The organism is Stenotrophomonas rhizophila (assembly GCF_003751305.1).
GTDB classification, from domain to species: domain Bacteria; phylum Pseudomonadota; class Gammaproteobacteria; order Xanthomonadales; family Xanthomonadaceae; genus Stenotrophomonas; species Stenotrophomonas rhizophila_B.
The window spans coordinates 794,829-816,032 of the sequence record NZ_RJKV01000002.1 but is presented as its reverse complement, the minus strand read 5'-3'; the positions used below and the strand labels follow the sequence as shown (position 1 = coordinate 816,032).

Sequence of the window (21,204 nt, the reverse complement as noted above, 5' to 3'; positions counted from 1 at the left end):
ATAGATCTTAACTTCTGTGACTGCGTACCAATGCGCGGTGCATTGGAAGGTTGTATCGGAGTACAAGTGATCCATCTCGTTGTTGGCGGCAGTGATCTGGGAGGAGAAGCGCATGGGCGTACTCAGCCGGCGCCATCACCTTCGCATTTTACATTCTGCTGTTTGCTGTTTGTTGTTTGTTGTTTGTTGTTTGTTGTTTGTTGTTTGTTGTTTGTTGTTTGTTGTTTGTTGTTTGCATCCAGCGTATCTAAGCGGCCCGCCAAGTTGTTCGGCTTCAGGCAACCTCGCATGCAGTGACACAAGGGCACAGTACCCAGGAGCTTCGTGGAGGCGATCTAACCGGTAATTGGCATTTCAAGGCTATGCATGTGCGCTTTGCAATTCACTCTAACGATCAGAAGGCAGTCAACAGCCCAATCCGTGCAAGAGCATCCGAAAAAATAAGGAGTGTGGCAGCGGCGTGTACGTGGAGGACAAGTTGTTCCAGGCGCTCTACCACCACGCCGACGCCTTACCGCGGGACGCCATGTACCTCACCTACCTCACCGGCCGGCGCGTCGGCGACGTCTAGTCCATTGACCTTCGCCAGCTCACCCCACGTGGCTTGGCCATTACGCAGGCGAAGTCCACTAACAAGTTGATCATGGAGATCACAGGTGAGCTCGCGACATTGCTGGAGCGGATCGCCAAGCGGAAGAGCGAGAAGCTACCCGAGGGCAGATCCAAGCCCTACAGCACTCGCTTGATCATGGACAACAGCGGACTGGAACTCGGCTGCGGCGCTGCGCTACCGGCTTGACAAGGCGAGTGACGACGCCGCTATCGCATCCCGGGACCTGCGCGCGAAGGCAGGAACGGAGAAGGCTGATTCGGCTAATGACATTCGCGAAGGGCAGGCCCAGCTGGGGCATTTATCGGTCACCACGACCGAGATCAACGAGCGAAAGCTAGATGGAAGGCGAGCTTCACTTTGACAAACCAGCTACATGGCTCCTCATCGCATTCAGCACGGACGACGCACAGCAGATACCACAACACTCTGCCTTACGCTGAACGTACACATTGCGGAGCGGGCAGGGCTTTTTGCGGAGCGGCCAAAATCCATTAAAGCTCTGGGAAGCATGGAGCGGGTGAAGGGAATCGAACCCTCGTCAGTAGCTTGGGAAGCTACAGCTCTACCATTGAGCTACACCCGCAAGGCGCGGCGTAAGTCTATTCGGGCGGGGGCATGAAAGGCAACGGGCGGCACTGGGCCGCCCGTTGTTTCTCGCTTTCCGCTGCCGTGCGCGGTGCCCGCGAACGGGCACTGCGCACGCTGGATCAGAAGCTGGCGCCGAAGCTGGCGAACAGCGACACGTCACGTGCACGCTTCTGCATCGTGGTGGTGCTCATGCCGATGTTGCTGCTGAGGCCCCACAGGTTCAGGCGCGCACCCAGTACGGCGGTGGCGTAGTCCCGATCGAACTCCAGGCCCGGCACCTTGTACATGCCCACGTCCGGCATGCTCTGCAGCCAGGCGCTTGCCTGCTTGCTGTCCTCGAACTCGTGGTCGTAGGTGACCTGCACGTACGGCTTGACGTTGCCGCCATCGAAGCGGGCCTGCCAGCCGACGCGGCCGACGGTCGAATCCACGTCCTGGTCGGCATAGCCCAGCGCCGAGGCGCTCGGGTTGGACTCGGCATAGCCATCCAGCTTCACCTTCTGCCAGATCACGGCGGCAACCGGACCGTGGCGGAAGCCGCCCTCGGTGCCGAACTCGTAACCGGCATTCAAGGCCGCGGTCAGGTTGCTGCCTTCCGGCGAGCCCTTGTGGATGCGCGTTGCCGGGCCGAGCTGCAGCTTGCGGGTCACGTCGTAGTCGAGCCAGCTGTAGCTGACCTGGCCATTGACCCAGGCGCGCTCGCCATACCAGCCGGCGAACAGGCCCAGCGTGGTGTCGGACTGGGTGAAGTCACCCTTGTTGTTGCCGAAATCGGCGTCCATGCGGCCGTAGCCGGCGAAGCCGCCAACCACCATGCCGTCGCGTGCCCAATCCACACCGAACAGGCCGGCCGGCGCCATGCCGTCGTACAGATCGGCGTGGGCGTAGCGCTGCATGTCGCCGCGCAGGTTGCCCCACCAGCTCAGGCCGTCGGCCGGACGGCCGTCGACGTGCCAGCTGACCTGGTCAGCGCGCGAACGGCCGATGGTCTGTGCCGAGTGGGTCAGGATCTGCTGGTTGCGCGGGGCTTCCAGGATCGACAGCGTGTACTGGCCCAGCATCTCGTGCGTGGCCGTGGTCGGGTGCACGCCATCGGCGAACACGTAGCTGTTGGCAGCATTCGGGGTGGCGTAGCTGGTCGGGTTGCAGGTCAGCGACGACGCCGTCGTGCAGGCCGGGCTGGTCACGTTGACGAAGCCGTACTGGCCCGGGTTGGCGACGATTTCCTGCAGGATGTGGAAGGTGTCGACCGGGATCACCTGCAGGCCGGCGGCTTTCAGGCCACCGAACAGGGCGTCGTTGTACGCCTTGGCCAGCGCGGTGCCGGCAGCCATGCCGGCCGGGCCACCGGCACGGGCGCCCGGGGTCAGGCCGACGTCCGGAATGGTGGGCACCACGATGTATTCGGCGCCAGCGCCCTTCAGGGTGCCGACGATGCCGACCTGGTCGCGCACGGCGTTGGTCAGGGTCGAGACCAGCGGCGCGCCGGCCTGGATGGCGAACAGATCATTGGCACCGCCCCACACGGTGTACAGCGCGTTCGGGTCGGCCTTGCCGCCGTTGGCCGCCAGGTACTGCGCGGTCTGGGTCTTGAGCGAGTACACCGGAATGGCCGGGGTACCGGCAGCCAGCACCTGGGTGGTGTCCACGCCGACGCGGGCGCCGCCGATGGCGTAGTTGTCACCGTTCTGGCCGTTGCCGTGGGCCGCACCGTTGGTGCCGTAATAATTGGCCACATGCTGGGCCCAGGTCCAGCCCGGGTTGGTGGTGAACTGGCCGGTCACCGGCTGCACCGAGGCGGGCAGCAGCGGACGGAAATAGCCGGCATCGGTGAGGCTGTCGCCGATGAAGACGGTCTTGGTGTACGGCGACTGCGCCATGGCCGGCACCGCAGCCAGGGCGATGGCCACGGCCATGAGGGAGCGGATCGGGCGTTTGCTGAGCAACATGAAAATTCCTTTAAGGTGGGGAAAACGGCGGACGTACGCCGGCGCACGGTGCCATGTTTCCACTGCACCCCGCCGGCATCACGCTGCGTTGCGGCATGAACTGCCACAGCCCGCCGCCCGGCCATCGTTGGCCTGACGCTCGCGGCACCACTGCCGCGGGGCGCACAGGGTACGCACTGCAGGGTGATTGCGGGACAATACCGTCATGAACATCCAGCTCAACGGCGAGAACCGCCAGCTTCCGCACACCGCCACCGTCCACGATCTGCTGCGCAGCGAAGACCTGCTCGAGCGCCGCGTCGCGGTCGAGGTCAACGGCGAGATCGTGACCCGCAGCCAGCACGCCAGCCATGGCCTGCGCGAGGGCGACGTGGTCGAGATCGTGCATGCGCTGGGCGGTGGCTGAGGCAGCATCGTGACGCGCGATAGGCGATAATTCGGCCATGAATGCACCTGCCCCCACTGATTCGCTGGTGATCGCCGGCAAGACCTATGCTTCCCGCCTGCTCACCGGCACCGGCAAGTTCAAGGATCTGGAAGAAACCCGCCTGGCCACCGAGGCCGCTGGCGCCCGGATCGTCACCGTGGCGATCCGCCGCACCAACATCGGGCAGAACCCGGGCGAGCCGAACCTGCTCGACGTGCTGCCGCCGGACCGTTACACCATCCTGCCCAACACTGCCGGCTGCTACACCGCCGAAGATGCCGTGCGCACCTGCCGGCTGGCCCGCGAGCTGCTCGACGGCCACAACCTGACCAAGCTGGAAGTGCTGGGCGACCAGAAGAGCCTGTACCCGGATGTGGTGCAGACCCTCAAGGCGGCCGAGCAGCTGGTCAAGGATGGTTTCGAGGTGATGGTCTATACCTCCGATGACCCGATCCTGGCCAAGCGCCTGGAAGAGATCGGCTGCGCGGCGGTGATGCCGCTGGCCGCGCCGATCGGCTCGGGCCTGGGCATCCAGAACAAGTACAACCTGCTGCAGATCATCGAAGACGCCAAGGTGCCGATCATCGTCGATGCCGGCGTGGGCACGGCCTCCGATGCAGCCATCGCGATGGAACTGGGCTGCGACGGCGTGCTGATGAACACCGCCATCGCCGGCGCGCGCAACCCGATCCTGATGGCCAGCGCAATGCGCAAGGCCGTGGAAGCCGGGCGCGAGGCCTTCCTGGCCGGGCGCATTCCGCGCAAGCGCTACGCCAGTGCGTCCTCGCCGATCGACGGGTTGATCGGCTGATGACTAATCCTTTCGACAGCGCCGGTGCCAAGGCACCGCCCAAGCCCTTCACCATTACCGAAGGCCGCCGCGAGGTCCGCAGTTTCGTGCTGCGCCAGGGCCGCTTCACCCCCGCCCAGCAGCGTGCATTCGACGACCGCTGGCCGCGCTTCGGGCTGGACTTCACCGGTGAGCCACGCGATCTGGATGCTACCTTCGGGCGCGATGCACACAAGGTGCTGGAAATCGGCTTCGGCAACGGAGCCGCGCTGCGCTTCGCCGCGCAGCAGGACCCGAGTCGCGATTACATCGGCCTGGAAGTGCACGCTCCCGGCGTGGGCCGCCTGCTCAACGCCCTGGCCGACGACAATGCCGACCACGTGCGCCTGTACCACCACGATGCCGTGGAGGTGCTGGAAAAGGAAATCGCCGATGGCGCGCTGGATGAAGTGCGCATCTACTTCCCGGACCCGTGGCACAAGAAGCGCCACAACAAGCGTCGCCTGATCCAGCCCGGCTTTGCCGAGCTGCTGGTGCGCAAGCTGCGCGTCGGTGGGCGCCTGCACTGCGCCACGGACTGGGAAGACTATGCCGAGCAGATGTGGGACGTGCTCGATGCCACCGCTGGGCTGACCAACCGCGCCGGTCCGCGTGGGCAGGTCGAACGTCCGCAATGGCGCCCGCAGACCCACTTCGAAACCCGTGGCCAGAAGCTCGGCCATGGCGTGTGGGACCTGTTGTACGACCGCACCTGATCCCACAAGGAACCGCGCCACCCCATGGATACCGCGCTGACGCTGACTACCGACATGAAGCTCGTCCTGGGGCTGGTCGGCTTCACGATGGCGATGTTCCTGTTCGAGCGCATCCGCGCCGACGTGGTGGCGCTGGTGGTGCTGGTGGTGCTCGGCGTCACCGGCCTGATCGCCCCGGAAGAAATCTTCGGGGGCTTCTCCGGTAACGCGGTGATGAGCATCATCGCCACCACCATCCTCGGCGCGGGCCTGGACCGCACCGGGGCGCTGAACCGGTTGGCGGCCTGGCTGCTGCGGCGCGGGCATGGCGTGGAAACGCGCCTGTTGATGATGACCACCGCGATCGCCGGCTTGAACTCCTCGTTCATGCAGAACCCTTCGGTGATGGCGCTGTACCTGCCGGTCGCCTCGCGGCTGGCCGCGCGCACCGGGCTGACCCTGCAGCGCCTGCTGCTGCCGATCGCAGCGGCCATCGTGATGGGCGGTGCGCTGACCATGGTCGGCAACTCGCCACTGATCCTGCTCAACGATCTGCTGGCCTCGGCCAACAACAACCTGCCCTCGGGCCTGGCCACCATCGAACCGCTGCGCATGTTCGCGCCGCTGCCGATCGGTGTGGCGCTGCTGATCGCCTCGCTGCTGTATTTCCGCTACTTCGGTGATCGCAAGCTGGTGGAGGAAGAGACGCTGGCCAACGATGGCGTCACCCCGTCGCGCACCGAAAGCTACTTCGCCAAGACCTACGGCATCGAAGGCGATGTGTTCGAGCTGGTGGTCACCGCCGAGAGCCCGCTGGTCGGCATGACCCTGGGCGAGGCCGAGAACGTGCACGATGCACCGCTGCTGCTGGCGCTCAAGACCGGCAATGACACCCGTCTGGCACCGCCGGCGGAGATGCGCATCTGGGTGGGCAGCGTGCTGGGTGTGATGGGCGCGCGCCAGCAGGTCAGCGATTTCGCACAGAACCAGTTCCTGCGGATGTCCTCGCGGCTGAAGCACCTGGGCGACCTGTTCAACCCGAGCCGCGCCGGCATTTCCGAAGCGGTGGTGCCGCCCACGTCCGACGTGATCGGCAAGAGCGCTTCGGACCTGCGCCTGCGCAAGCAGCGCGGCATCAGCCTGCTGGCGATCAACCGCGACAAGCAGGTGATCCGCGAAGACGTGCGCAATGTGGCCCTGCGCGCGGGCGACATGCTGGTCTTCCACAGCATCTGGACCGATCTGGCCCAGGCCGCCAAGAGCCGCGACTTCGTGGTGGTGACCGATTACCCCAAGGGCGAGCAGCGGCCGCACAAGTTCAAGATCGCGATGAGCATCTTCGCCATTACCATCCTGATCGCGCTGACTTCCAAGCTGCCCGTGGCGCTGACCCTGATGACCGGCGTGGCCGGCATGCTGCTGACCGGCGTGCTGCGCATGGACGAGGCCTACGCCTCGATCAACTGGAAAACCGTGTTCATGATGGCCGGGCTGATTCCGCTCGGCTGGGCGATGGACAGCAGTGGCGCGGCGGCGTGGATCGCCGGGCACACCATCGACCGGCTGCCGACCGGCATTCCGGTGTGGGTGCTGGAAATCGCGCTGGCGTTGTTGACCACGATGTTCTCGCTGGTGATCAGCCACGTGGGCGCGACCATCGTGATGGTGCCCATCGCGGTGAACCTGGCGCTGGCTGCCGGGGGCAGCCCGACCGCGTTCGCACTGATCGTGGCGTTGTCGGCCTCGAACAATCTGATGACCGCCTCCAACCCGGTGATTTCGATGATCACCGGCCCGGCCAATTACACCCCGCGTGAGCTGTGGCGCGTCGGCGCCCCGCTGTCGTTGATCTATACGGCGGTGGTGGTGCTGATGATCAACCTGATGTTCTAGGGAGTGCCGGCCGCTGGCCGGCTCGCCCGATGCCCCAGGTAGTGCCGGCCGCTGGCCGGCTCCACGTACGGTTGGCCGTCAAGAGCAGCCGGCCAGCGGCCGGCACTACCGGTCGGTGGGCGACATCCGAGGCGTGGCGACCAACGGTCGCTATCTACTGATAAGCCCGGCGCCAACGGTCGTTGTCACGCCAACCAGACCTGCCCGTCGCGCACCTGCACGGGCACCGCGCGCAGGCGATCACCACGGCATGGCCCTGCGACACAGTCACCGGTGTCCAGCGAGAATGAAGCGCCGTGCGCTGCGCAGACCAGGTGCCCTTCCTTGCTTTTCAGGAACTGCCCCGGGGCCCAATCCAACCGGCGGCCGGCATGGGGGCAGATGTTCAGCCAGGCGCGCACCTGGTCGCCGTCGCGGTACAACACCACCGATTCGCTGTCCCCCTCAATGCGGGCATCGGTTTCGGCGAAACCCCCGTCGGCCATGGCGTCCAGGGCGATGAGGGCGGCGGCGGTGGTCTCTGGAACGGACATGGCATCTACAACAGGCAGGGGTGGCACAGTGTCTCACGCGCTCATGTCACTGGCTGCCGGATGAATACAAGTCATTGATTTGCAATGCGTGCGGGATACGTTTAACGCTTTTTTCACTCAGTCACAAAGGCCAGCACGGATACTCGTCCACTGCTGACCTCAGCCAAAAAGAGTGCCATGTACAGCCGCATCTTCCAGTTCAACCAGTTCCGTGCCCTGTTCGCGCCGCGCAAGCCGCGCCACCCGTTGGTGCGCGTCGCGGTCGGTCTGTTGGGCCTGGCGATCCTGGCCGCGCTGGTGTTCGTCGGTGTGTTCGTGGGCGCGGCGATGATCATCGCCGGTCTGGCATGGAAGCTGCTCGCCCAGCGCAAGAGTGCGCGCACCGTTCCGTCGCAGGTCGTGGACGGCGAGTACCGGGTGGTCCGCAAGCAGGCCTTGCCGATGTCGCGTTGATCAACGCGCATTCCTCCTGATGACGGCCGCGCCCTGCGCGGCCGTTTCTGTTTCTGGCAGCGGGAAAACGCTCTAGACTGCGGCGAAACCTCTCCACAGGACGCGCGCATGACCGATGTAATTCCCACGCCCGAGCAACCCCGTATTCCGGTCGCCGGCGGCGGTACCTTCCCGGTGCGTCGTATCTACTGTGTCGGTCGCAATTTCGCCGATCACGCGCGCGAGATGGGCGCGGCCGTGCCGTCCGCCGACGATCGCGGCCGCCCGATGTTCTTCAGCAAGCCGGCCGATGCGATCGTGGTCGGCCATGACGATGTAATCCCCTACCCGCTCGCCACCCAGGACCTGCACCACGAGGTGGAGCTGGTGGTGGCGATCGGCAAGGACGCGCCTGCTGGGGAGCTGCCGGTCGACCAGGCCGAGTCGCTGGTGTTCGGGTACGGCGTCGGCCTGGACCTGACCCGGCGCGACCTGCAGGCGCAGGCCAAGGCCAAGGGCCACCCGTGGGATCCGGCCAAGGGTTTCGATCAGTCCGCCCCCGTGAGCGAGCTGGTCCCGGCCGGTGAAGTCGGCGATCTGGCCGCTCTCAATCTGTCGCTGGAGATCAACGGCGAAGTGCGCCAGCAGTCGCTGCTGGACCAGATGATCTGGAACGTGCCGGAGATCCTGCATGAGCTGTCCAAGCTGTGGGCGCTGCGCGCAGGCGATCTGGTGTTCATGGGCACGCCGTCCGGCGTCGCCGCCTTGAAGCCGGGCGACCGTTTCAGCGCGCGCCTGGAGAACGTGGCCGAGCGCCACGGCATCATCGCTGGATGACATCCGCTGCGTTACGCTGCGGTGTCTTTTTCCCCACTGCGACAGGAGAGCCCGATGGGTGTACTGACTGAGTTCAAAGAATTCGCCATGCGCGGCAACGTCATCGATCTGGCCGTCGGTGTGGTCATCGGTGCAGCGTTCGGCAAGATCGTCACCGCACTGGTGGACAAGATCATCATGCCGCCGCTGGGCTGGATGATCGGCCGCGTGGACTTCTCCGAGCTGGCCTGGACCCTGGCCCCGGCCCGGGTTGCGGCCGATGGCAAAGAGATTCCGGCGGTGGTGATCGGCTACGGCGACTTCCTCAACACCGTGGTGCAGTTCGTGATCGTGGCCTTTGCGATCTTCATGGTCGTGAAGTTCATCAACCGCCTGGCCCGCAAGAAGCAGGCCGAGCCGGCCGCCCCGGCGGCGCCGAGCGAAGAAGTGCTGCTGCTGCGCGAGATCCGCGACAACCTCAAGCACTGAGGCGGCTATACGGGTAGTGCCGGCCGCCGGCCGGCAGCACGGAAACGGTAGTGCCGGCCGCTGGCCGGCTCACCGTATAACCTGCATCGCGCGGAGCCGGCCAGCGGCCGGCACTACCTTGAGAACCCCGCTTTGGCGGGGCTTTCGCTTTTGGAAAACAGCATTCGCCGGAGCATGACCTACCGCCCATGTGCGTCCGGGAGAGGCTGGTAAGCTCGGACGCTTCCGCCCCGTTTCCCGGAGTTCGTCCATGCGTCGCCGCGTCCTTGCCATCGCATCTTCCCTCGCCCTGCTGACCGCGCCCGCATTCGCGGCGACCGGCATCACCACGCTGCCGCCCAAGTCGCTGGCCACCGCTGCCGAGCTGCGCGAGCAGGCGCTCAAGGACGACACCGGCTGGAAGGTGGTCGAGTCGCTCACCACCGAGATCGGCCCGCGCATCGCCGGCAGTGAAGCCGACGCACGCGCCGTGGCCTGGGCGGTGGCCAAGTTCAAGTCGCTGGGCTTTGACAAGGTCTGGACCGAGCCGGTCACCTTCCCCAAGTGGGAGCGCCGCAGTGAGCACGCTGAAGTGATCGGCAAGCATGCCCAGCCGCTGACGATCACCGCCCTTGGCGGCAGCCCGGGCGGCACGGTGGAGGCTGAAGTCGTGCGCTTCGCCGACCTGGCCGCGCTGCAGGCCGCGCCGGAAGGCTCGCTGAAAGGCAAGATCGCCTTCGTCGATTACCAGATGACCGCCTACCGCGATGGCCGCGACTACGGCAACGGTGGCGCGGTGCGCAGCAAGGGCCCGTCCGAGGCGATCCGCAAGGGTGCGATCGGCTTCGTGATGCGCTCGGCCGGCACCGATTCGCACCGCGTGCCGCATACGGGCATCACCCGCTTCGATGACGGCCTGACTCCAGTCCCGGCCGCGGCACTGTCGGTGCCCGATGCCAACCAGCTGGCGCGCCTGGTCGCGCTCGGCAGCACCACGCTCAAACTCAGCCTGGATTGCGGCTGGGACGGCAAGGCGACCTCGTACAACGTGATCGGCGAGATCACCGGGCGCAGCCTGCCCAAGGAAGTGGTGGTGATCGGCGGTCACCTCGATTCCTGGGACCTGGGCACCGGCGCGGTGGATGACGGCGCCGGCGTGGGCATCACCATGGCGGCCGGCCATCTGATCGGCCAGCTCAAGCAGGCGCCCAAGCGCACCATCCGCGTGATCGCCTTCGCCAACGAGGAGCAGGGCCTGTACGGCGGCAAGGCGTATGCCGAAGCGCACGCCAAGGATGTGGTACTGCACCAGCTGGCGGCCGAGAGCGATTTCGGTGCGGGCCGCATCTACGCCTTCAACACCGGCTCGCCGAACCCGGCCAACTCGCGCGAGGCCACCCGCCAGATCGCCGAGGTGCTCAAGCCGCTCGGCATCGAGTACGCCGCCGACAAGGGCGGCCCAGGGCCGGACGTGGGTCCGCTGGCGGCCAAGGGCGGTGCATGGGCGTGGCTGGCGCAGGATGGCAGCGACTACTTCCACCTGCACCACACCGCCGACGACACGCTCGACAAGATCGACCCGGCCGCACTGGCGCAGAACGTAGCGGCCTACACCGTGTTCGCCTATCTGGCGGCCGAAGCCGAGGGCAGCTTCGGCAGCGAAGCCAAGCCGACCACACCACCGAGCGAATGATCCCGACACGCAAGTGATGGGTACAAAAAAAAGCCCGGTCGCACAGCGACCGGGCTACCGGGATACATCACACCCCACGCGGTGAGCGCCGCTAGACCCTCGCGGTCCGGACAAGCGGGGCGCCGCGCTGCGGGGGTGTCTCTCCTCACCCACGCAGCACCGCGTCCGCCCGGCACTGTGCGCAGTTTTCACTGCATGCACTATGCGATTAATCCGAAAGCGATGTAGTCACGACGAGTTCGGTGAAACCGATCACACCGTGGGCAGCGCGAATGATGACGCGCGTCCCCGAAACATGCGGCCAATGGTCAAACGCGACTGCGTCCAAACCACTGCGCCAACAGTACCGCCGTTGCCGAAGCAACGTTGAGGCTTTCCACCGCACCGGTACCGGGAATCGATACCTGGTGATCGCAGTCCTGCGCCAATTCGCGATCCATGCCTTCGCCTTCGGCGCCCATCACATAGACCAGGCGCGACGGCAGCGCGCTGGCGAACAGATCTTCGCCACCGTCCACCAGCGTTGCGGCCAGGCTCAGCCCGGCTGCACGCAGCTGGGCCATGGCCTCGGGCAGTTCCGGCAGGCGCACCAGCGGCACCGATTCAGCGCCACCCTCGGCCACGCGCGCGGCCGCGCCGGACAACGCCAGCGTCGACCCCGGCGGCAGCAGCAGCCCGGCCACGCCGAAATGTGCCGCCGAGCGCAGGATCGCGCCGAAGTTGTGCGGGTTGCCCACACCATCCAGCCACAGCGCCAGCACCGGTTTGTCGGCCGGCAGCGTAGCGAGCCACTCCTCCAGCTCCAGCATCGGTGCCCGCAGCACATCGGCCACCAGGCCTTCGTGATGCGTGGTTGCGGCGAGCTTGTTCAGATCCCCCTCTTCCACCACGCGGTAACCGACGCGGTTGGCCACGCACCACTTCAACACCGGCTGCATGCGCGGGATCAGCGACTCGGTCAGGTACAGCTTGCGCAGCGCCTGCGGGCGATGCTCGAACAGCGCCTGCACGGCATTCCAGCCGTACAGGCGCAGCTCGTCGTTGCCACGGCCGGGCGGCGGCGGGGTGCCAGCTTCGCGGGGGGGCAGCGGCGTGGCGCGCGGCGGCCGTGCGGACGGACGGCGCGCATTCTTCCAGGGATCATTCACTACGGGACAGCTCCAGCTTGCGTTGACGCCAGAAATCGGCGTTCTTGATGCCCAGGGCATCGGGGTCGAAGGTCGGATCCAGGCCGAGCTTCTTTTGACGCTCATAGTCGCGCAGCGCCAGCATCGCCGGCTTCTGCACGATCAGGATCGCGATGATGTTCAACCACGCCATCAGGCCCACGCCGATGTCGCCCAGCGCCCACGCCAGCCCGGCGTTGTGGAATGCACCGAAGATCACCATGCCGATGATGCCCAAGCGCAGCAGCAGGACGGTCAGCGGGCGCTTGGCGTTGTTGTTGATGTAGGTGAGGTTGGTTTCGGCCATGTAGTAATAGGCCATGATCGTGGTGAAGGCGAAGAAGAAGATCGCGATCGCCACGAACGCGGCACCGAAGCCCGGGATGACGGTTTCCACCGCCGCCTGGGCGTAGCCCGCGCCTTCCGCAATACCGGCCAGGCCGGCGAACACGGGCGCGGCACCGGGCACCGGCGAGTACACGTTGTAGGTGCCCGCGGCCAGGATCAGGAAGGCGGTGGCGGTGCACACCATCATGGTGTCGAAGTAGATCGCGAAGGCCTGCACGTACCCCTGCTTGGCCGGGTGCGAGACCTCCGAGGCGGCCGCCGCGTGCGGGCCGGTACCCTGGCCGGCCTCGTTGGCGTAGATGCCGCGCTTGACGCCCCACTCCACCGCCAGGCCCATCATCGCGCCGAATGCTGCGTGGGCACCGAACGCACTGCTGAAGATGATGTTGAACATCTCCGGCACGCGCTCATAGTTGAGGATCATGATGACGATGGCCATCAGGATGAAGCCTGCGGCCATGAACGGCACCACCACCTCGGCAAAACTGGCGATGCGCTTGACGCCGCCGAAGATCACCACGCCCAGCAGCAACGCGACCACGACGCCGATGCCCAGCTTGAGCGCCTGCACCGATTCCATGCCCATGACCTGGCCGTCCAGCGGCCCGCACAGGGCACCGCCACGGCAGGCGTTGATGATGCTGTCGGCGATGGCATTGGCCTGCACGCCGGGCATCAGGAAGCCGGCCGCGACGATGGTCGCCATGGCGAACGCCAGCGCGTACCACTTCAGGCCCATCGCTTTTTCGATGTAGTACGCCGGGCCACCGCGGTAGCGGCCTTCGGCATCCTTGGTCTTGTAGATCTGCGCCAGGGTGCACTCCACGTACGACGTGGACGCACCGAGGAAGCCCATCACCCACATCCAGAAGATCGCACCGGGGCCGCCAAAGGCGATCGCGGTGGCGACACCGGCGATGTTGCCGATGCCCATTCGCCCGGCCATGGACATGGCCAGGGCCTGGAACGAGGACACACCGGCATCGGATTTTTCACCCTGCACGGTCAGGCGGCACATCTCCACGAACCCGCGGATCTGCATGAAACGGGTGCGGGCGCTAAAATACAGGCCCGCGGCAAGACACAGGAAAATCAGAGCCTTGCTCCAGATGATCCCAGTGATGAAATGGACTACTTCTTCCACGCGCTCTCTCCAGTCGGCGGAAACAAAAGGAACGTCCCCGTCGGCTGGGACCCGGTCGATTCTCCACGATCCGGGCCGGACTGCGTAGTGGCAATTTCGATGAATGGGCGGCATTGCCGCCCATTCGGGTCAGGCATGGCCACCGACCGAAGGCGTTTCCGCTTCCTGGCGGGCCAGTTCGCGGGCCACGGCTTCCGGCGAGCGGGTGTACGGGGCCAGCAGCGAGTAGAACGCCGGCACCACGAACAGCGACAGGAAGGTGGACACGGTCACGCCGAAGATCACCACCACACCGATCGTGCCGCGGCTGGCCGAACCCGGGCCACCGGCCACCACCAGCGGGATCGCACCGACCACGGTGGCGATGGAGGTCATCAGGATCGGGCGCAGGCGCACCATCGCCGATTCGACGATGGCCTGGTGCACGTTGCGACCTTCATCGCGCAGCTGATTGGCGAATTCCACGATCAGGATGCCGTTCTTGGCCGCCAGGCCCACCAGCATCACGATGCCGATCTGACTGAACAGGTTGATCGTGCCACCACTGACATACAGCCCCAGCAACGCGCCGAGCACGCCCAGCGGCACGGTCAACATGATCACCAGCGGATGGATGAAGCTCTCGAACTGCGCGGCCAACACCAGGAACACCACCAGCAGGGCCATCGCGAAGGTCAGCAGCACGGCGCTGCCGGCATTCTGGTACTCGCGCGATTCGCCCTTCCAGCTGATCTGTGCGTGCTGCGGCAGCTCCTCGCTGGCCACCTGCTGGGCCCAGGCGATGGCCTCGCCCAACGGGTAGCCCGGGGCCAGGCCGGCGCTGATGGTGATCGAGCGCAGCCGGTTGAAGCGGTTGAGGCTGCCGGCTTCGGCTACTTCGCTGAGCGTGACCAGGTTGGACAGCGGGACCAGTTCGCCGCCACTGGCACGCACGCGGATCGCGGCCAGATCGGCCGGCGAGGCACGGCCTTCGCGACCGGCCTGGACCAGCACGTCGTACTCCTCGCCGTTGTCGACGAAGGTGGTGACGCGGCGTGAGCCCATCATGGTTTCCAGCGCGCTGCCGATCGCGGTGACCGACACGCCCAGATCGGCCGCACGCTGGCGGTCGATGTTCACGCGCATCTGCGGGCGGGTTTCCTTGTAGTCCGAGTCGGTGCCGACCAGGCCCGGGTTGTCGGCCATGCGCAGCAGCATGCGGTCGCGCCACTGTGCGATTTCCGCGTACTCCGGCCCCCCCAGCACGATCTGGAACGGCTGGCCCTGGCTGCGCACCAGGCCACCACCGACCTGGGTGCGCACGCGTACGCCCCGCAGGTCATTGAGGTGGGTCTGCAGCTCGGCCGCCACATCCGGGGTGGACACATCGCGTTGGCGCCATGGCTGCAGGAACACGCTGATGCGGCCGGTGTGCATTTCTTCGCTGGAGCCCCAGCCACCGGGCACGCGCGGGTTGGCGCGCACGATCGGCTCATCTTCGCCAACGAAGCCGGAGACGATCTTCTCGACCTGCTGGACCTGGCCGACGGTGTAGTCGAAGCCGGCACCTTCCGGGCCATCGATCATGATCTGGAACGAGCCACGGTCTTCGGCCGGGGCCAGCTCGGACGGCAGCACCTTGAGCAGCAGCGCGCTGGCCAGCAGCGAGAGGATCATCACCACGATGTAGACCCACGTGCGGGTCACATGCGCTTCCAGGAAGCGCCCGTACGCGGCCGACAGGCGATCCAGATTGCGGTTGATCACTCCATGCAGGCCCTTCGGTGCCTGGCCGGTATGCGGCTTGAGCAGCTTGGAGGCCATCATCGGGGTCAGCGTCAGCGACACGAACGCCGACAGCGCCACCGCCGCGGCCAGCGCCACGGCCAGCTCGCGGAACAGGCGGCCGGTATTGCCTTCCAGGAAGCCGACCGGCAGGAACACCGCGACCAGCACCGCGGTGGTGGCAATCACCGCGAATGCCACCTGGGTGGTACCACGCTTTGATGCGACCAGCGGTGGCTCGCCCAGATCGATGCGACGCTGCACGTTCTCCACCACGACGATGGCGTCATCCACCACCAGGCCGATACACAGCACCAGCGCGAGCAGGGTCAGCAGATTGATCGAAAAACCGAAGGCGTACAGCGCGATGAAGGCGGCGATCAGACAGACCGGCACCGTTACCGCGGGGATCAACGCCGCGCGGAAACTGCCCAGGAACAGCCAGATCACCGCGAGCACCAGCAGCATCGCCTCGACCAGCGTGGCGTACACGCGATCGACCGCCGCCTCGATGAAGGTGGTGTTGTCGAAGGCCACGAAGATGCGCGTGCCTTCCGGCAGCGTGCTGCTGATCCGGTCGGCTTCGGCGCGTGCTTCGCGGGCGACATCCAGCGCGTTGGCAGTGGAGGTCTTGACGATGCCCAGGCCGATGTTCGGCTCGCCGTTGCTGCGGTAGTAGGCCCGGCGTTCGGACGAGGCCAGTTCGATCTTGGCCACATCGCCCATGCGCACGACGTAACCGTCGGTGCCCTTGCCGAGCGGGATGCCGGCGAAGTCCTCGGGTTTGACGTAGTTGCGCTCCACCCGCAGGGTGAAATCGCGGTCGGCCGATTCGATGCGGCCGGCCGGCAGTTCCACGTTCTCGTTGCGCAGCGCGCTTTCCACATCGCCTACGGTCAGACCGCGCGCAGCGAGCTGGTCGCGGTCCAGCCAGATCCGCATCGCATAGCGCTGGCGGCCACCGATGCGCACCTGGGCCACGCCATCCAGGCTGGAGAAGCGGTCGACGATGTAGCGGTCGGCGTAGTCGCTCAGCTCCAGCGTATCCATCGAGGTCGAGCTCATGTTGAGCCAGATGATGGGGTCAGCGTCGCTCTCGACCTTGGCGATTTCCGGCGGCCGCGCCTCTTCGGGCATGCGGTCGGCAACGCGGCTCACCGCATCGCGCACGTCGTTGGCGGCCGCTTCGATATCGCGGTTGGAGGTGAACTCGATGCTGACCTGCGAGCGCCCGTTGGAGCTGCGCGCGTTGATCGTGTCGATGCCTTCAATACCGGCCAGGGCATCTTCCAGCACCTGGGTGATGCGGCTCTCGATGACCGCTGCCGACGCGCCGGTGTAATCCACCGAGACCGACACGATCGGCGGATCGATCGCCGGCAGCTCGCGCAGGGTCAAGCGGGTGAACGACATGAAGCCCAGCACGACCAGCAGCAGGCTCATCACCACGGCGAAGACCGGCCGCTGGATGGAAATGTCGGAGAGTTTCATCCGGCGGTGTCCGGCTGGGTGGCAGGTGCCGGTGCAGAGGTTGCGGGCGCGGCCTCATCAGCCTGCACTTTCAGGCCCGGGCGCAGCTTGCCGGTGCCGTCCACCACGATGCGGTCGCCCACGGCGAGACCTTCGCGGATTTCCACCACACCGCTGCGGCGCCCACCGGCGATGATATCGGCGCGCTCCACGCTCTGGTCCTGCTTGACCCGGAACACGTAGGAATCGCGACCGACCTGGACCACCGCGATCTCCGGGATCACCAGCGCCTGGCGCTCCGGGCGGAACATGCGCACGTCCAGCAGCATGCCCGGGCGCAGTGCGTGGTCGGCATTGATGAAGTCCGCGCGCACGGTAACCGCACGCGTGCCGGGATCGACACGGGTATCGATGGTGGCGACCTCGCCTTCGAAACTGCGGCCGGGGTAGGCCACGCTGGTGGCAGTGACCTTGTCGCCGTTGCTCAGCGAGGCCAACTCGGCCTCGGGCACCTGGAAGTCCACGTGCATGCGCTCGATGTCATCCAGCGTGGTGATCGCGGTGCTCGGCGTCACCAGCGAGCCGGCGCTGACCTGACGGATGCCGAGCACGCCGGCGAACGGTGCGCGCACCCGACGGTCGCCGATGTCCGACTGCATTTCACGCACGCGCGCCTCGGCGGCATCGCGGATGGCGCGCTGGGTATCCAGGGTGGAGCTGGCCACCAGTTGCTGGGCCGCGAGCTCGCGCTGGCGCTTGTACAGCTGATCCGCTTCCTGGAAGGTCGCCTGGGCCTGCAGCAGGGCCGCTTCCTGGGCCTGGCCGCGCAGGGTCACCAACGGCGTACCGGCGGTGACCTGCTGGCCGCTCTCGAAGTGGACCGTTTCGATGATTTCGCTGACCTTGGCGGTGACCGTCACCGACTCGCGCGCCTTGGCCGTGCCCAGCGCCTGCAGGGTGTCGCTCCATGCCGAGGTCTGCACCACCTGGGTGGTGACCGGTACGGCGTCTGCCTGCCGGCGAGCGGCCTCGTCTTTGCTGCCACACCCTGCCAAAGCGACCAAGGCGATGCCAGCGGCGAAGCGCGCTGCGATGCGTCCCAACATGTAATGCAATCCCGGTTGTTTCTCGACCGCCGAGTGTATAGAGGGCCCGGGTGAAGGCATATGTGCCAAGCGTTTACCGGCGTCTTCACATCTACCGGTGACGGGCGAAAGCCCTTTCGTGCTGGGGGGCCTGGCGCGTGTAACGCCATGTATCAACGCATGTCGAAGTGCGCACTGCCTGCGACGCGGGGGAGCGGTGGAATGCGCTGGCAGCCATCACCCTCTTTAGACGGTGATGGTCTGCGTCAGCGATTCCCACGTCGGCGGCAGCGGCCAGTTGGCCTCCTGGTTGCCGTCGATCACCCGGCGCAGGTCGCGGGTATCGATCTGCGGGGCGAGCACGTGCACCAGTTCCAGCGCGTAATCGCGCAGCACGCGGTCGCGCGGCAGCACCGCCCAGGCGATGCACTCGTCGATCGGCGCCGGGGCCGGCCAGGACCGAAGGTCTTCATCGCTGGCGTTGACCGCCATTTCCGCGAGCAGGCCCACGCCAAGGCCGGTGCGCACGTAGGTCTTGATCAGGTCCGCATCGAGGGCGGTCAAGGCGATGTCCGGGGTCAGCCCGGCGCTGGCGAAGGCGCGCTGCAGCGAGGAGCTGCCGCGGGTGGAGGATTCGTAGCTGATCAGCGGGTGGCTGGCGAGCGCCTGCAGGTCCGGCGCCGCGCCCGGGCGATCCAGCGCGTGCCCACGCGGCACCAGCACCAGCCGGCGCCAGCGGTATAGCGGAATGGCCAGGCCGGCAGTGGGCTCACCGCCCGCGGTGCTGATGATGGCGATGTCCGCATCGCCCTGGCTGAGCAGGTCCAGCGCGTCGCTTTCAGCGGCCTGCTGCAGGTGCACGCTGACCTGCGGGTAGGCCTGCTTGATGCGCGCCACTGCCGGAGGCAGCACGAAGCGCGCCTGGGTATGGGTGGTGGTGAGCACCAGTTGGCCCTGGCTTTCACGGCGCTGGTTGGCCGCATAGGTGCGGATATTGTTGGCCTCGCCCAGGACGGCGCGGGCACGGCCGATCACTTCCACGCCCGCCGGGGTCACCGCTTCCAGGCTGCGGCCCTTGCGCACGAACAGCAGAAAGCCGAGTTCATCTTCCAGTTGCTTGAGCTGTTTGGACAGGCCGGGCTGGGTGGCGTGCACACGGGACGCCGCCAGCGTGATGTTCAGCTCGGCGTCGGCGATGGCGACCAGGTAGCGAAGTTGAGTCAGCGTCATGGGCGGGCGATACGGCGCATGGAGAGGGGCCATCCGACTGTAGGGCAAATGCCGTCACCAGCTTATAACCAAACGTTGTTTAAGAAGGTAATCAGGTCATTTCGCGCGGTCATATGCCAGCGGTACGGTCTGACCGACCCCGGCCCGGCCGCGCGCGGGCGCCTTGCGCCGCCACCGGCCCGACCCTTCCCTGCCGCACGGCCCCCGGGCGGCACCGACTTCTCCGGAGCATCCCCATGGCCCTGTACGACTCCATCCTGGACACCATCGGCAACACCCCGGTGGTGCGCCTGCACCGTCTCGCCCCCGAGCACGTCACCCTGTACGCCAAGGTCGAGTCGTTCAACCCCGGCGGCTCGGTCAAGGACCGCCTGGCGCTGGCGATCATTCTCGACGCCGAGGCCAAGGGCCTGCTCAAGCCCGGCGATACCATCGTGGAAGCGACCTCGGGCAACACCGGCGTGGCGCTGGCGATGGTGGCCGCCGCGCGCGGCTACAAGTTCGTGGCCACGATGGTGGAGACCTTCTCCATCGAGCGCCGCAAGCTGATGCGCGCTTATGGCGCCAAGGTGATCCTGACCCCGGCCGCCGAGCGCGGCTCGGGCATGGTGCGCCGGGCGAAGGAACTGGCCGAGGAACACGGCTGGTTCCTGGCCAGTCAGTTCGCCAACCCGGCCAACCCGGCCTATCACCGCAACACCACCGCCCCGGAAATCCTGCGCGATTTCGCCGGCAAGCGACTGGACTACTTCGTGACCGGCTGGGGCACCGGCGGCACCCTGACCGGCGTCGGCGAGGTGCTCAAGGTGGCGCGACCGGAGACCCGGATCGTCGCCACGGAGCCGGAAGGCGCCGCCCTGCTCAAAGGCGACGAGTGGAAGCCGCACAAGATCCAGGGCTGGACCCCGGACTTCGTGCCGGAGGTGCTCAACCGCGGCGTCTACGATGAACTGCTGACCATCGACGACGCCCGCGCGATCGAGACCTCGCGCCGGCTGGCGGCCGAGGAAGGCATCTTCGTCGGCATCTCGGCCGGTGCCACGGTCGCCAGCGCGCTGGACATCGCCGCCAAGGCCGCACCCGGCTCGGTGATCCTGGCGATGCTGCCCGACACGGGCGAGCGCTACTTCTCCACCCCGCTGTTCGCCGACATCAACGAAGGCTCCGACGACGACTGGCTGGCCGGTCTGCCCTGATCCCGGCGTTGGTCCGTATGAACGAAACGCCCGCCTTGATCGGCGGGCGTTCTGCGTGGTGACGCGCTTCATCTTCCGTGAAGCGATCCGGCGGCATCGTGTGAACGTCAGCCAGTGCCCGCCGGGTCGCACTGCCTGAGACGACGATGACGCAGCCTAGATGTCGCGCAGGTTACGGTGCAGCGCAGGCACGTCATTTCGTTGTATGGACCCGGTATCAGCACGTAAGGAGCGGTACGCATGAAGATCGAAGTGTGGCAGGGCGACATCACGACCCTGGCGGTGGATGCGATCGTCAATGCGGCCAACGAATCCCTGCTGGGCGGCGGTGGCGTGGACGGCGCGATCCATCGCGCGGCCGGCCCGCAGCTGCTCGACGCCTGCCGCGCCCTGCCGGAGATCCGCCCCGGCATGCGCTGCCCGACCGGGGAAGTACGCGAAACTCCGGCGTTCGATCTGCCGGCAAAGCACGTGTTCCATACGGTCGGCCCGGTCTGGCAGGACGGTCTGCGCGACGAGCCGGCGCTGCTGGCCAACTGCTATTGGAAGTCGCTGCAGCTGGCTGAAAAGCTGGAACTGGAATCCATCGCCTTCCCGGCGATCAGCTGCGGGGTGTTCGGGTACCCGCTGCACCAGGCCGCCCATATCGCCGCCACCGAAACCCTGACCTGGCAGCGCTCGCACCACCAGCCACGCCGGATCATCCTGGTGGCGTACAACGCGGCCACGTACAAGGCCTACCAGTCGGCGCTGGCCGCGCTGGGTCAGCCGGTCGAGCCGTCAACCTCGGCGATCTTCGCGCCGCTGGCGATGGGATTACCGCCGGCGGCGGCGCACTGAGCAAACCACCGCGCAAACAAAAACG

At 66.4% G+C, this 21,204-nt stretch carries 18 protein-coding genes and 1 tRNA gene; 10 read left to right on the top strand and 9 right to left on the bottom strand.

All coding sequences use genetic code 11. The annotated features are described in order from the left end of the window. Nucleotides 1-122 precede the first annotated feature (122 nt). The 3 genes from EDF74_RS18245 to EDF74_RS12155 all read right to left on the bottom strand — a co-directional run bounded on the left by EDF74_RS18245 (nucleotide 123) and on the right by EDF74_RS12155 (nucleotide 3,150). Nucleotides 123-290, bottom strand: a complete 168-nt coding sequence (locus EDF74_RS18245) for a hypothetical protein (RefSeq protein ID WP_184997220.1) — start codon at nucleotides 288-290, stop codon at nucleotides 123-125. A gap of 832 nt (nucleotides 291-1,122) precedes the next feature. Next, nucleotides 1,123-1,196, bottom strand: a tRNA-Gly gene (locus tag EDF74_RS12160). 124 nt (nucleotides 1,197-1,320) lie between these two features. Beyond that, entirely contained in the window at nucleotides 1,321-3,150 is a 1,830-nt protein-coding gene (locus EDF74_RS12155) for an autotransporter outer membrane beta-barrel domain-containing protein (RefSeq protein WP_123730350.1), read from the bottom strand. 205 nt (nucleotides 3,151-3,355) lie between these two features. Between EDF74_RS12155 and thiS the strand changes: the two genes are divergently transcribed. Genes thiS through EDF74_RS12135 form a run of 4 tightly spaced genes read left to right on the top strand, consistent with a single transcriptional unit; the run spans nucleotide 3,356 to nucleotide 6,994 of the window. Then, a complete protein-coding gene (thiS, locus tag EDF74_RS12150; RefSeq protein ID WP_123730349.1) occupies nucleotides 3,356-3,556 on the top strand; it encodes a sulfur carrier protein ThiS in 201 nt (66 codons plus the stop codon). Between the two features lie 37 nt (nucleotides 3,557-3,593). Next, a complete protein-coding gene (locus tag EDF74_RS12145) occupies nucleotides 3,594-4,388 on the top strand; it encodes a thiazole synthase (protein ID WP_121039307.1) in 795 nt (264 codons plus the stop codon). Beyond that, the gene (gene trmB / locus EDF74_RS12140; RefSeq protein WP_123730348.1) at nucleotides 4,388-5,122 is read left to right on the top strand and encodes a tRNA (guanosine(46)-N7)-methyltransferase TrmB; all 735 of its coding nucleotides are present in this window, start codon (nucleotides 4,388-4,390) and stop codon (nucleotides 5,120-5,122) included. The genes EDF74_RS12145 and trmB overlap by 1 nt, the downstream gene beginning before the upstream one ends. Nucleotides 5,123-5,146: 24 nt before the next feature. After that, nucleotides 5,147-6,994 carry an SLC13 family permease gene (locus tag EDF74_RS12135; protein WP_121039313.1) on the top strand — a complete coding sequence of 616 codons (1,848 nt, stop codon included), beginning with the start codon at nucleotides 5,147-5,149 and terminating at the stop codon, nucleotides 6,992-6,994. A gap of 185 nt (nucleotides 6,995-7,179) precedes the next feature. On the opposite strand, the gene EDF74_RS12130 is transcribed toward EDF74_RS12135, so the two are convergent. Then, entirely contained in the window at nucleotides 7,180-7,527 is a 348-nt protein-coding gene (locus EDF74_RS12130) for a Rieske (2Fe-2S) protein (protein WP_123730347.1), read from the bottom strand. 177 nt (nucleotides 7,528-7,704) lie between these two features. Between EDF74_RS12130 and EDF74_RS12125 the strand changes: the two genes are divergently transcribed. From EDF74_RS12125 to EDF74_RS12110, 4 genes are all read left to right on the top strand, one after another. Then, entirely contained in the window at nucleotides 7,705-7,980 is a 276-nt protein-coding gene (locus tag EDF74_RS12125) for a hypothetical protein (protein ID WP_121039319.1), read from the top strand. A gap of 108 nt (nucleotides 7,981-8,088) precedes the next feature. Beyond that, complete coding sequence (locus EDF74_RS12120; protein WP_123730346.1) at nucleotides 8,089-8,796, top strand: fumarylacetoacetate hydrolase family protein; 708 nt, start codon at nucleotides 8,089-8,091, stop codon at nucleotides 8,794-8,796. Between the two features lie 54 nt (nucleotides 8,797-8,850). Further along, the gene (gene mscL, locus EDF74_RS12115; RefSeq protein WP_123730345.1) at nucleotides 8,851-9,264 is read left to right on the top strand and encodes a large-conductance mechanosensitive channel protein MscL; all 414 of its coding nucleotides are present in this window, start codon (nucleotides 8,851-8,853) and stop codon (nucleotides 9,262-9,264) included. A gap of 250 nt (nucleotides 9,265-9,514) precedes the next feature. Beyond that, on the top strand, nucleotides 9,515-10,936 hold the full coding sequence (locus tag EDF74_RS12110; RefSeq protein WP_123730344.1) for a M28 family peptidase: 1,422 nt from the start codon (nucleotides 9,515-9,517) through the stop codon (nucleotides 10,934-10,936). Between the two features lie 308 nt (nucleotides 10,937-11,244). On the opposite strand, the gene EDF74_RS12105 is transcribed toward EDF74_RS12110, so the two are convergent. The 5 genes from EDF74_RS12105 to EDF74_RS12085 form a co-directional block, all read right to left on the bottom strand. Further along, nucleotides 11,245-12,084, bottom strand: coding sequence for a TrmH family RNA methyltransferase (locus EDF74_RS12105; RefSeq protein WP_123730343.1), 840 nt, complete (start codon nucleotides 12,082-12,084; stop codon nucleotides 11,245-11,247). Then, a complete protein-coding gene (locus EDF74_RS12100) occupies nucleotides 12,077-13,594 on the bottom strand; it encodes an alanine/glycine:cation symporter family protein (RefSeq protein WP_123730342.1) in 1,518 nt (505 codons plus the stop codon). The genes EDF74_RS12105 and EDF74_RS12100 overlap by 8 nt, the downstream gene beginning before the upstream one ends. A gap of 129 nt (nucleotides 13,595-13,723) precedes the next feature. Then, nucleotides 13,724-16,849: an efflux RND transporter permease subunit gene (locus EDF74_RS12095; RefSeq protein ID WP_123730341.1), complete on the bottom strand. Its 3,126-nt coding sequence runs from the start codon at nucleotides 16,847-16,849 to the stop codon at nucleotides 13,724-13,726. Then, nucleotides 16,846-17,934: an efflux RND transporter periplasmic adaptor subunit gene (locus EDF74_RS12090; RefSeq protein WP_123730340.1), complete on the bottom strand. Its 1,089-nt coding sequence runs from the start codon at nucleotides 17,932-17,934 to the stop codon at nucleotides 16,846-16,848. Before EDF74_RS12090 ends, EDF74_RS12095 begins: the two co-directional genes overlap by 4 nt. 225 nt (nucleotides 17,935-18,159) lie before the next feature. Then, complete coding sequence (locus EDF74_RS12085) at nucleotides 18,160-19,143, bottom strand: LysR family transcriptional regulator (protein ID WP_121039345.1); 984 nt, start codon at nucleotides 19,141-19,143, stop codon at nucleotides 18,160-18,162. A gap of 236 nt (nucleotides 19,144-19,379) precedes the next feature. On the opposite strand from EDF74_RS12085, the gene cysK reads away from it, so the two are divergent. Together cysK and EDF74_RS12075 are read left to right on the top strand one after the other, a co-directional pair. Continuing rightward, nucleotides 19,380-20,339 (top strand): cysteine synthase A, encoded by a 960-nt coding sequence (gene cysK, locus EDF74_RS12080; protein WP_019183911.1) that lies wholly within the window; start codon nucleotides 19,380-19,382, stop codon nucleotides 20,337-20,339. Between the two features lie 240 nt (nucleotides 20,340-20,579). Next, nucleotides 20,580-21,179, top strand: a complete 600-nt coding sequence (locus tag EDF74_RS12075; protein WP_123730339.1) for an O-acetyl-ADP-ribose deacetylase — start codon at nucleotides 20,580-20,582, stop codon at nucleotides 21,177-21,179. Nucleotides 21,180-21,204 lie beyond the last annotated feature (25 nt).

Bases quoted from the DNA above. Each gene is read 5' to 3' on its own strand.
- EDF74_RS12120 (WP_123730346.1), top strand. From the start codon at position 8,089: ATGACCGATGTAATTCCCACGCCCGAGCAACCCCGTATTCCGGTCGCC.
- thiS (WP_123730349.1), top strand. From the start codon at position 3,356: ATGAACATCCAGCTCAACGGCGAGAACCGCCAGCTTCCGCACACCGCC.
- mscL (WP_123730345.1), top strand. From the start codon at position 8,851: ATGGGTGTACTGACTGAGTTCAAAGAATTCGCCATGCGCGGCAACGTC.
- trmB (WP_123730348.1), top strand. From the start codon at position 4,388: ATGACTAATCCTTTCGACAGCGCCGGTGCCAAGGCACCGCCCAAGCCC.
- EDF74_RS12090 (WP_123730340.1), bottom strand. From the start codon at position 17,934: ATGTTGGGACGCATCGCAGCGCGCTTCGCCGCTGGCATCGCCTTGGTC.
- EDF74_RS12135 (WP_121039313.1), top strand. From the start codon at position 5,147: ATGGATACCGCGCTGACGCTGACTACCGACATGAAGCTCGTCCTGGGG.
- EDF74_RS12095 (WP_123730341.1), bottom strand. From the start codon at position 16,849: ATGAAACTCTCCGACATTTCCATCCAGCGGCCGGTCTTCGCCGTGGTG.
- EDF74_RS12075 (WP_123730339.1), top strand. From the start codon at position 20,580: ATGAAGATCGAAGTGTGGCAGGGCGACATCACGACCCTGGCGGTGGAT.
- EDF74_RS12130 (WP_123730347.1), bottom strand. From the start codon at position 7,527: ATGTCCGTTCCAGAGACCACCGCCGCCGCCCTCATCGCCCTGGACGCC.
- EDF74_RS12155 (WP_123730350.1), bottom strand. From the start codon at position 3,150: ATGTTGCTCAGCAAACGCCCGATCCGCTCCCTCATGGCCGTGGCCATC.
- EDF74_RS18245 (WP_184997220.1), bottom strand. From the start codon at position 290: ATGCGAGGTTGCCTGAAGCCGAACAACTTGGCGGGCCGCTTAGATACG.
- EDF74_RS12085 (WP_121039345.1), bottom strand. From the start codon at position 19,143: ATGACGCTGACTCAACTTCGCTACCTGGTCGCCATCGCCGACGCCGAG.
- EDF74_RS12125 (WP_121039319.1), top strand. From the start codon at position 7,705: ATGTACAGCCGCATCTTCCAGTTCAACCAGTTCCGTGCCCTGTTCGCG.
- EDF74_RS12110 (WP_123730344.1), top strand. From the start codon at position 9,515: ATGCGTCGCCGCGTCCTTGCCATCGCATCTTCCCTCGCCCTGCTGACC.
- EDF74_RS12145 (WP_121039307.1), top strand. From the start codon at position 3,594: ATGAATGCACCTGCCCCCACTGATTCGCTGGTGATCGCCGGCAAGACC.
- cysK (WP_019183911.1), top strand. From the start codon at position 19,380: ATGGCCCTGTACGACTCCATCCTGGACACCATCGGCAACACCCCGGTG.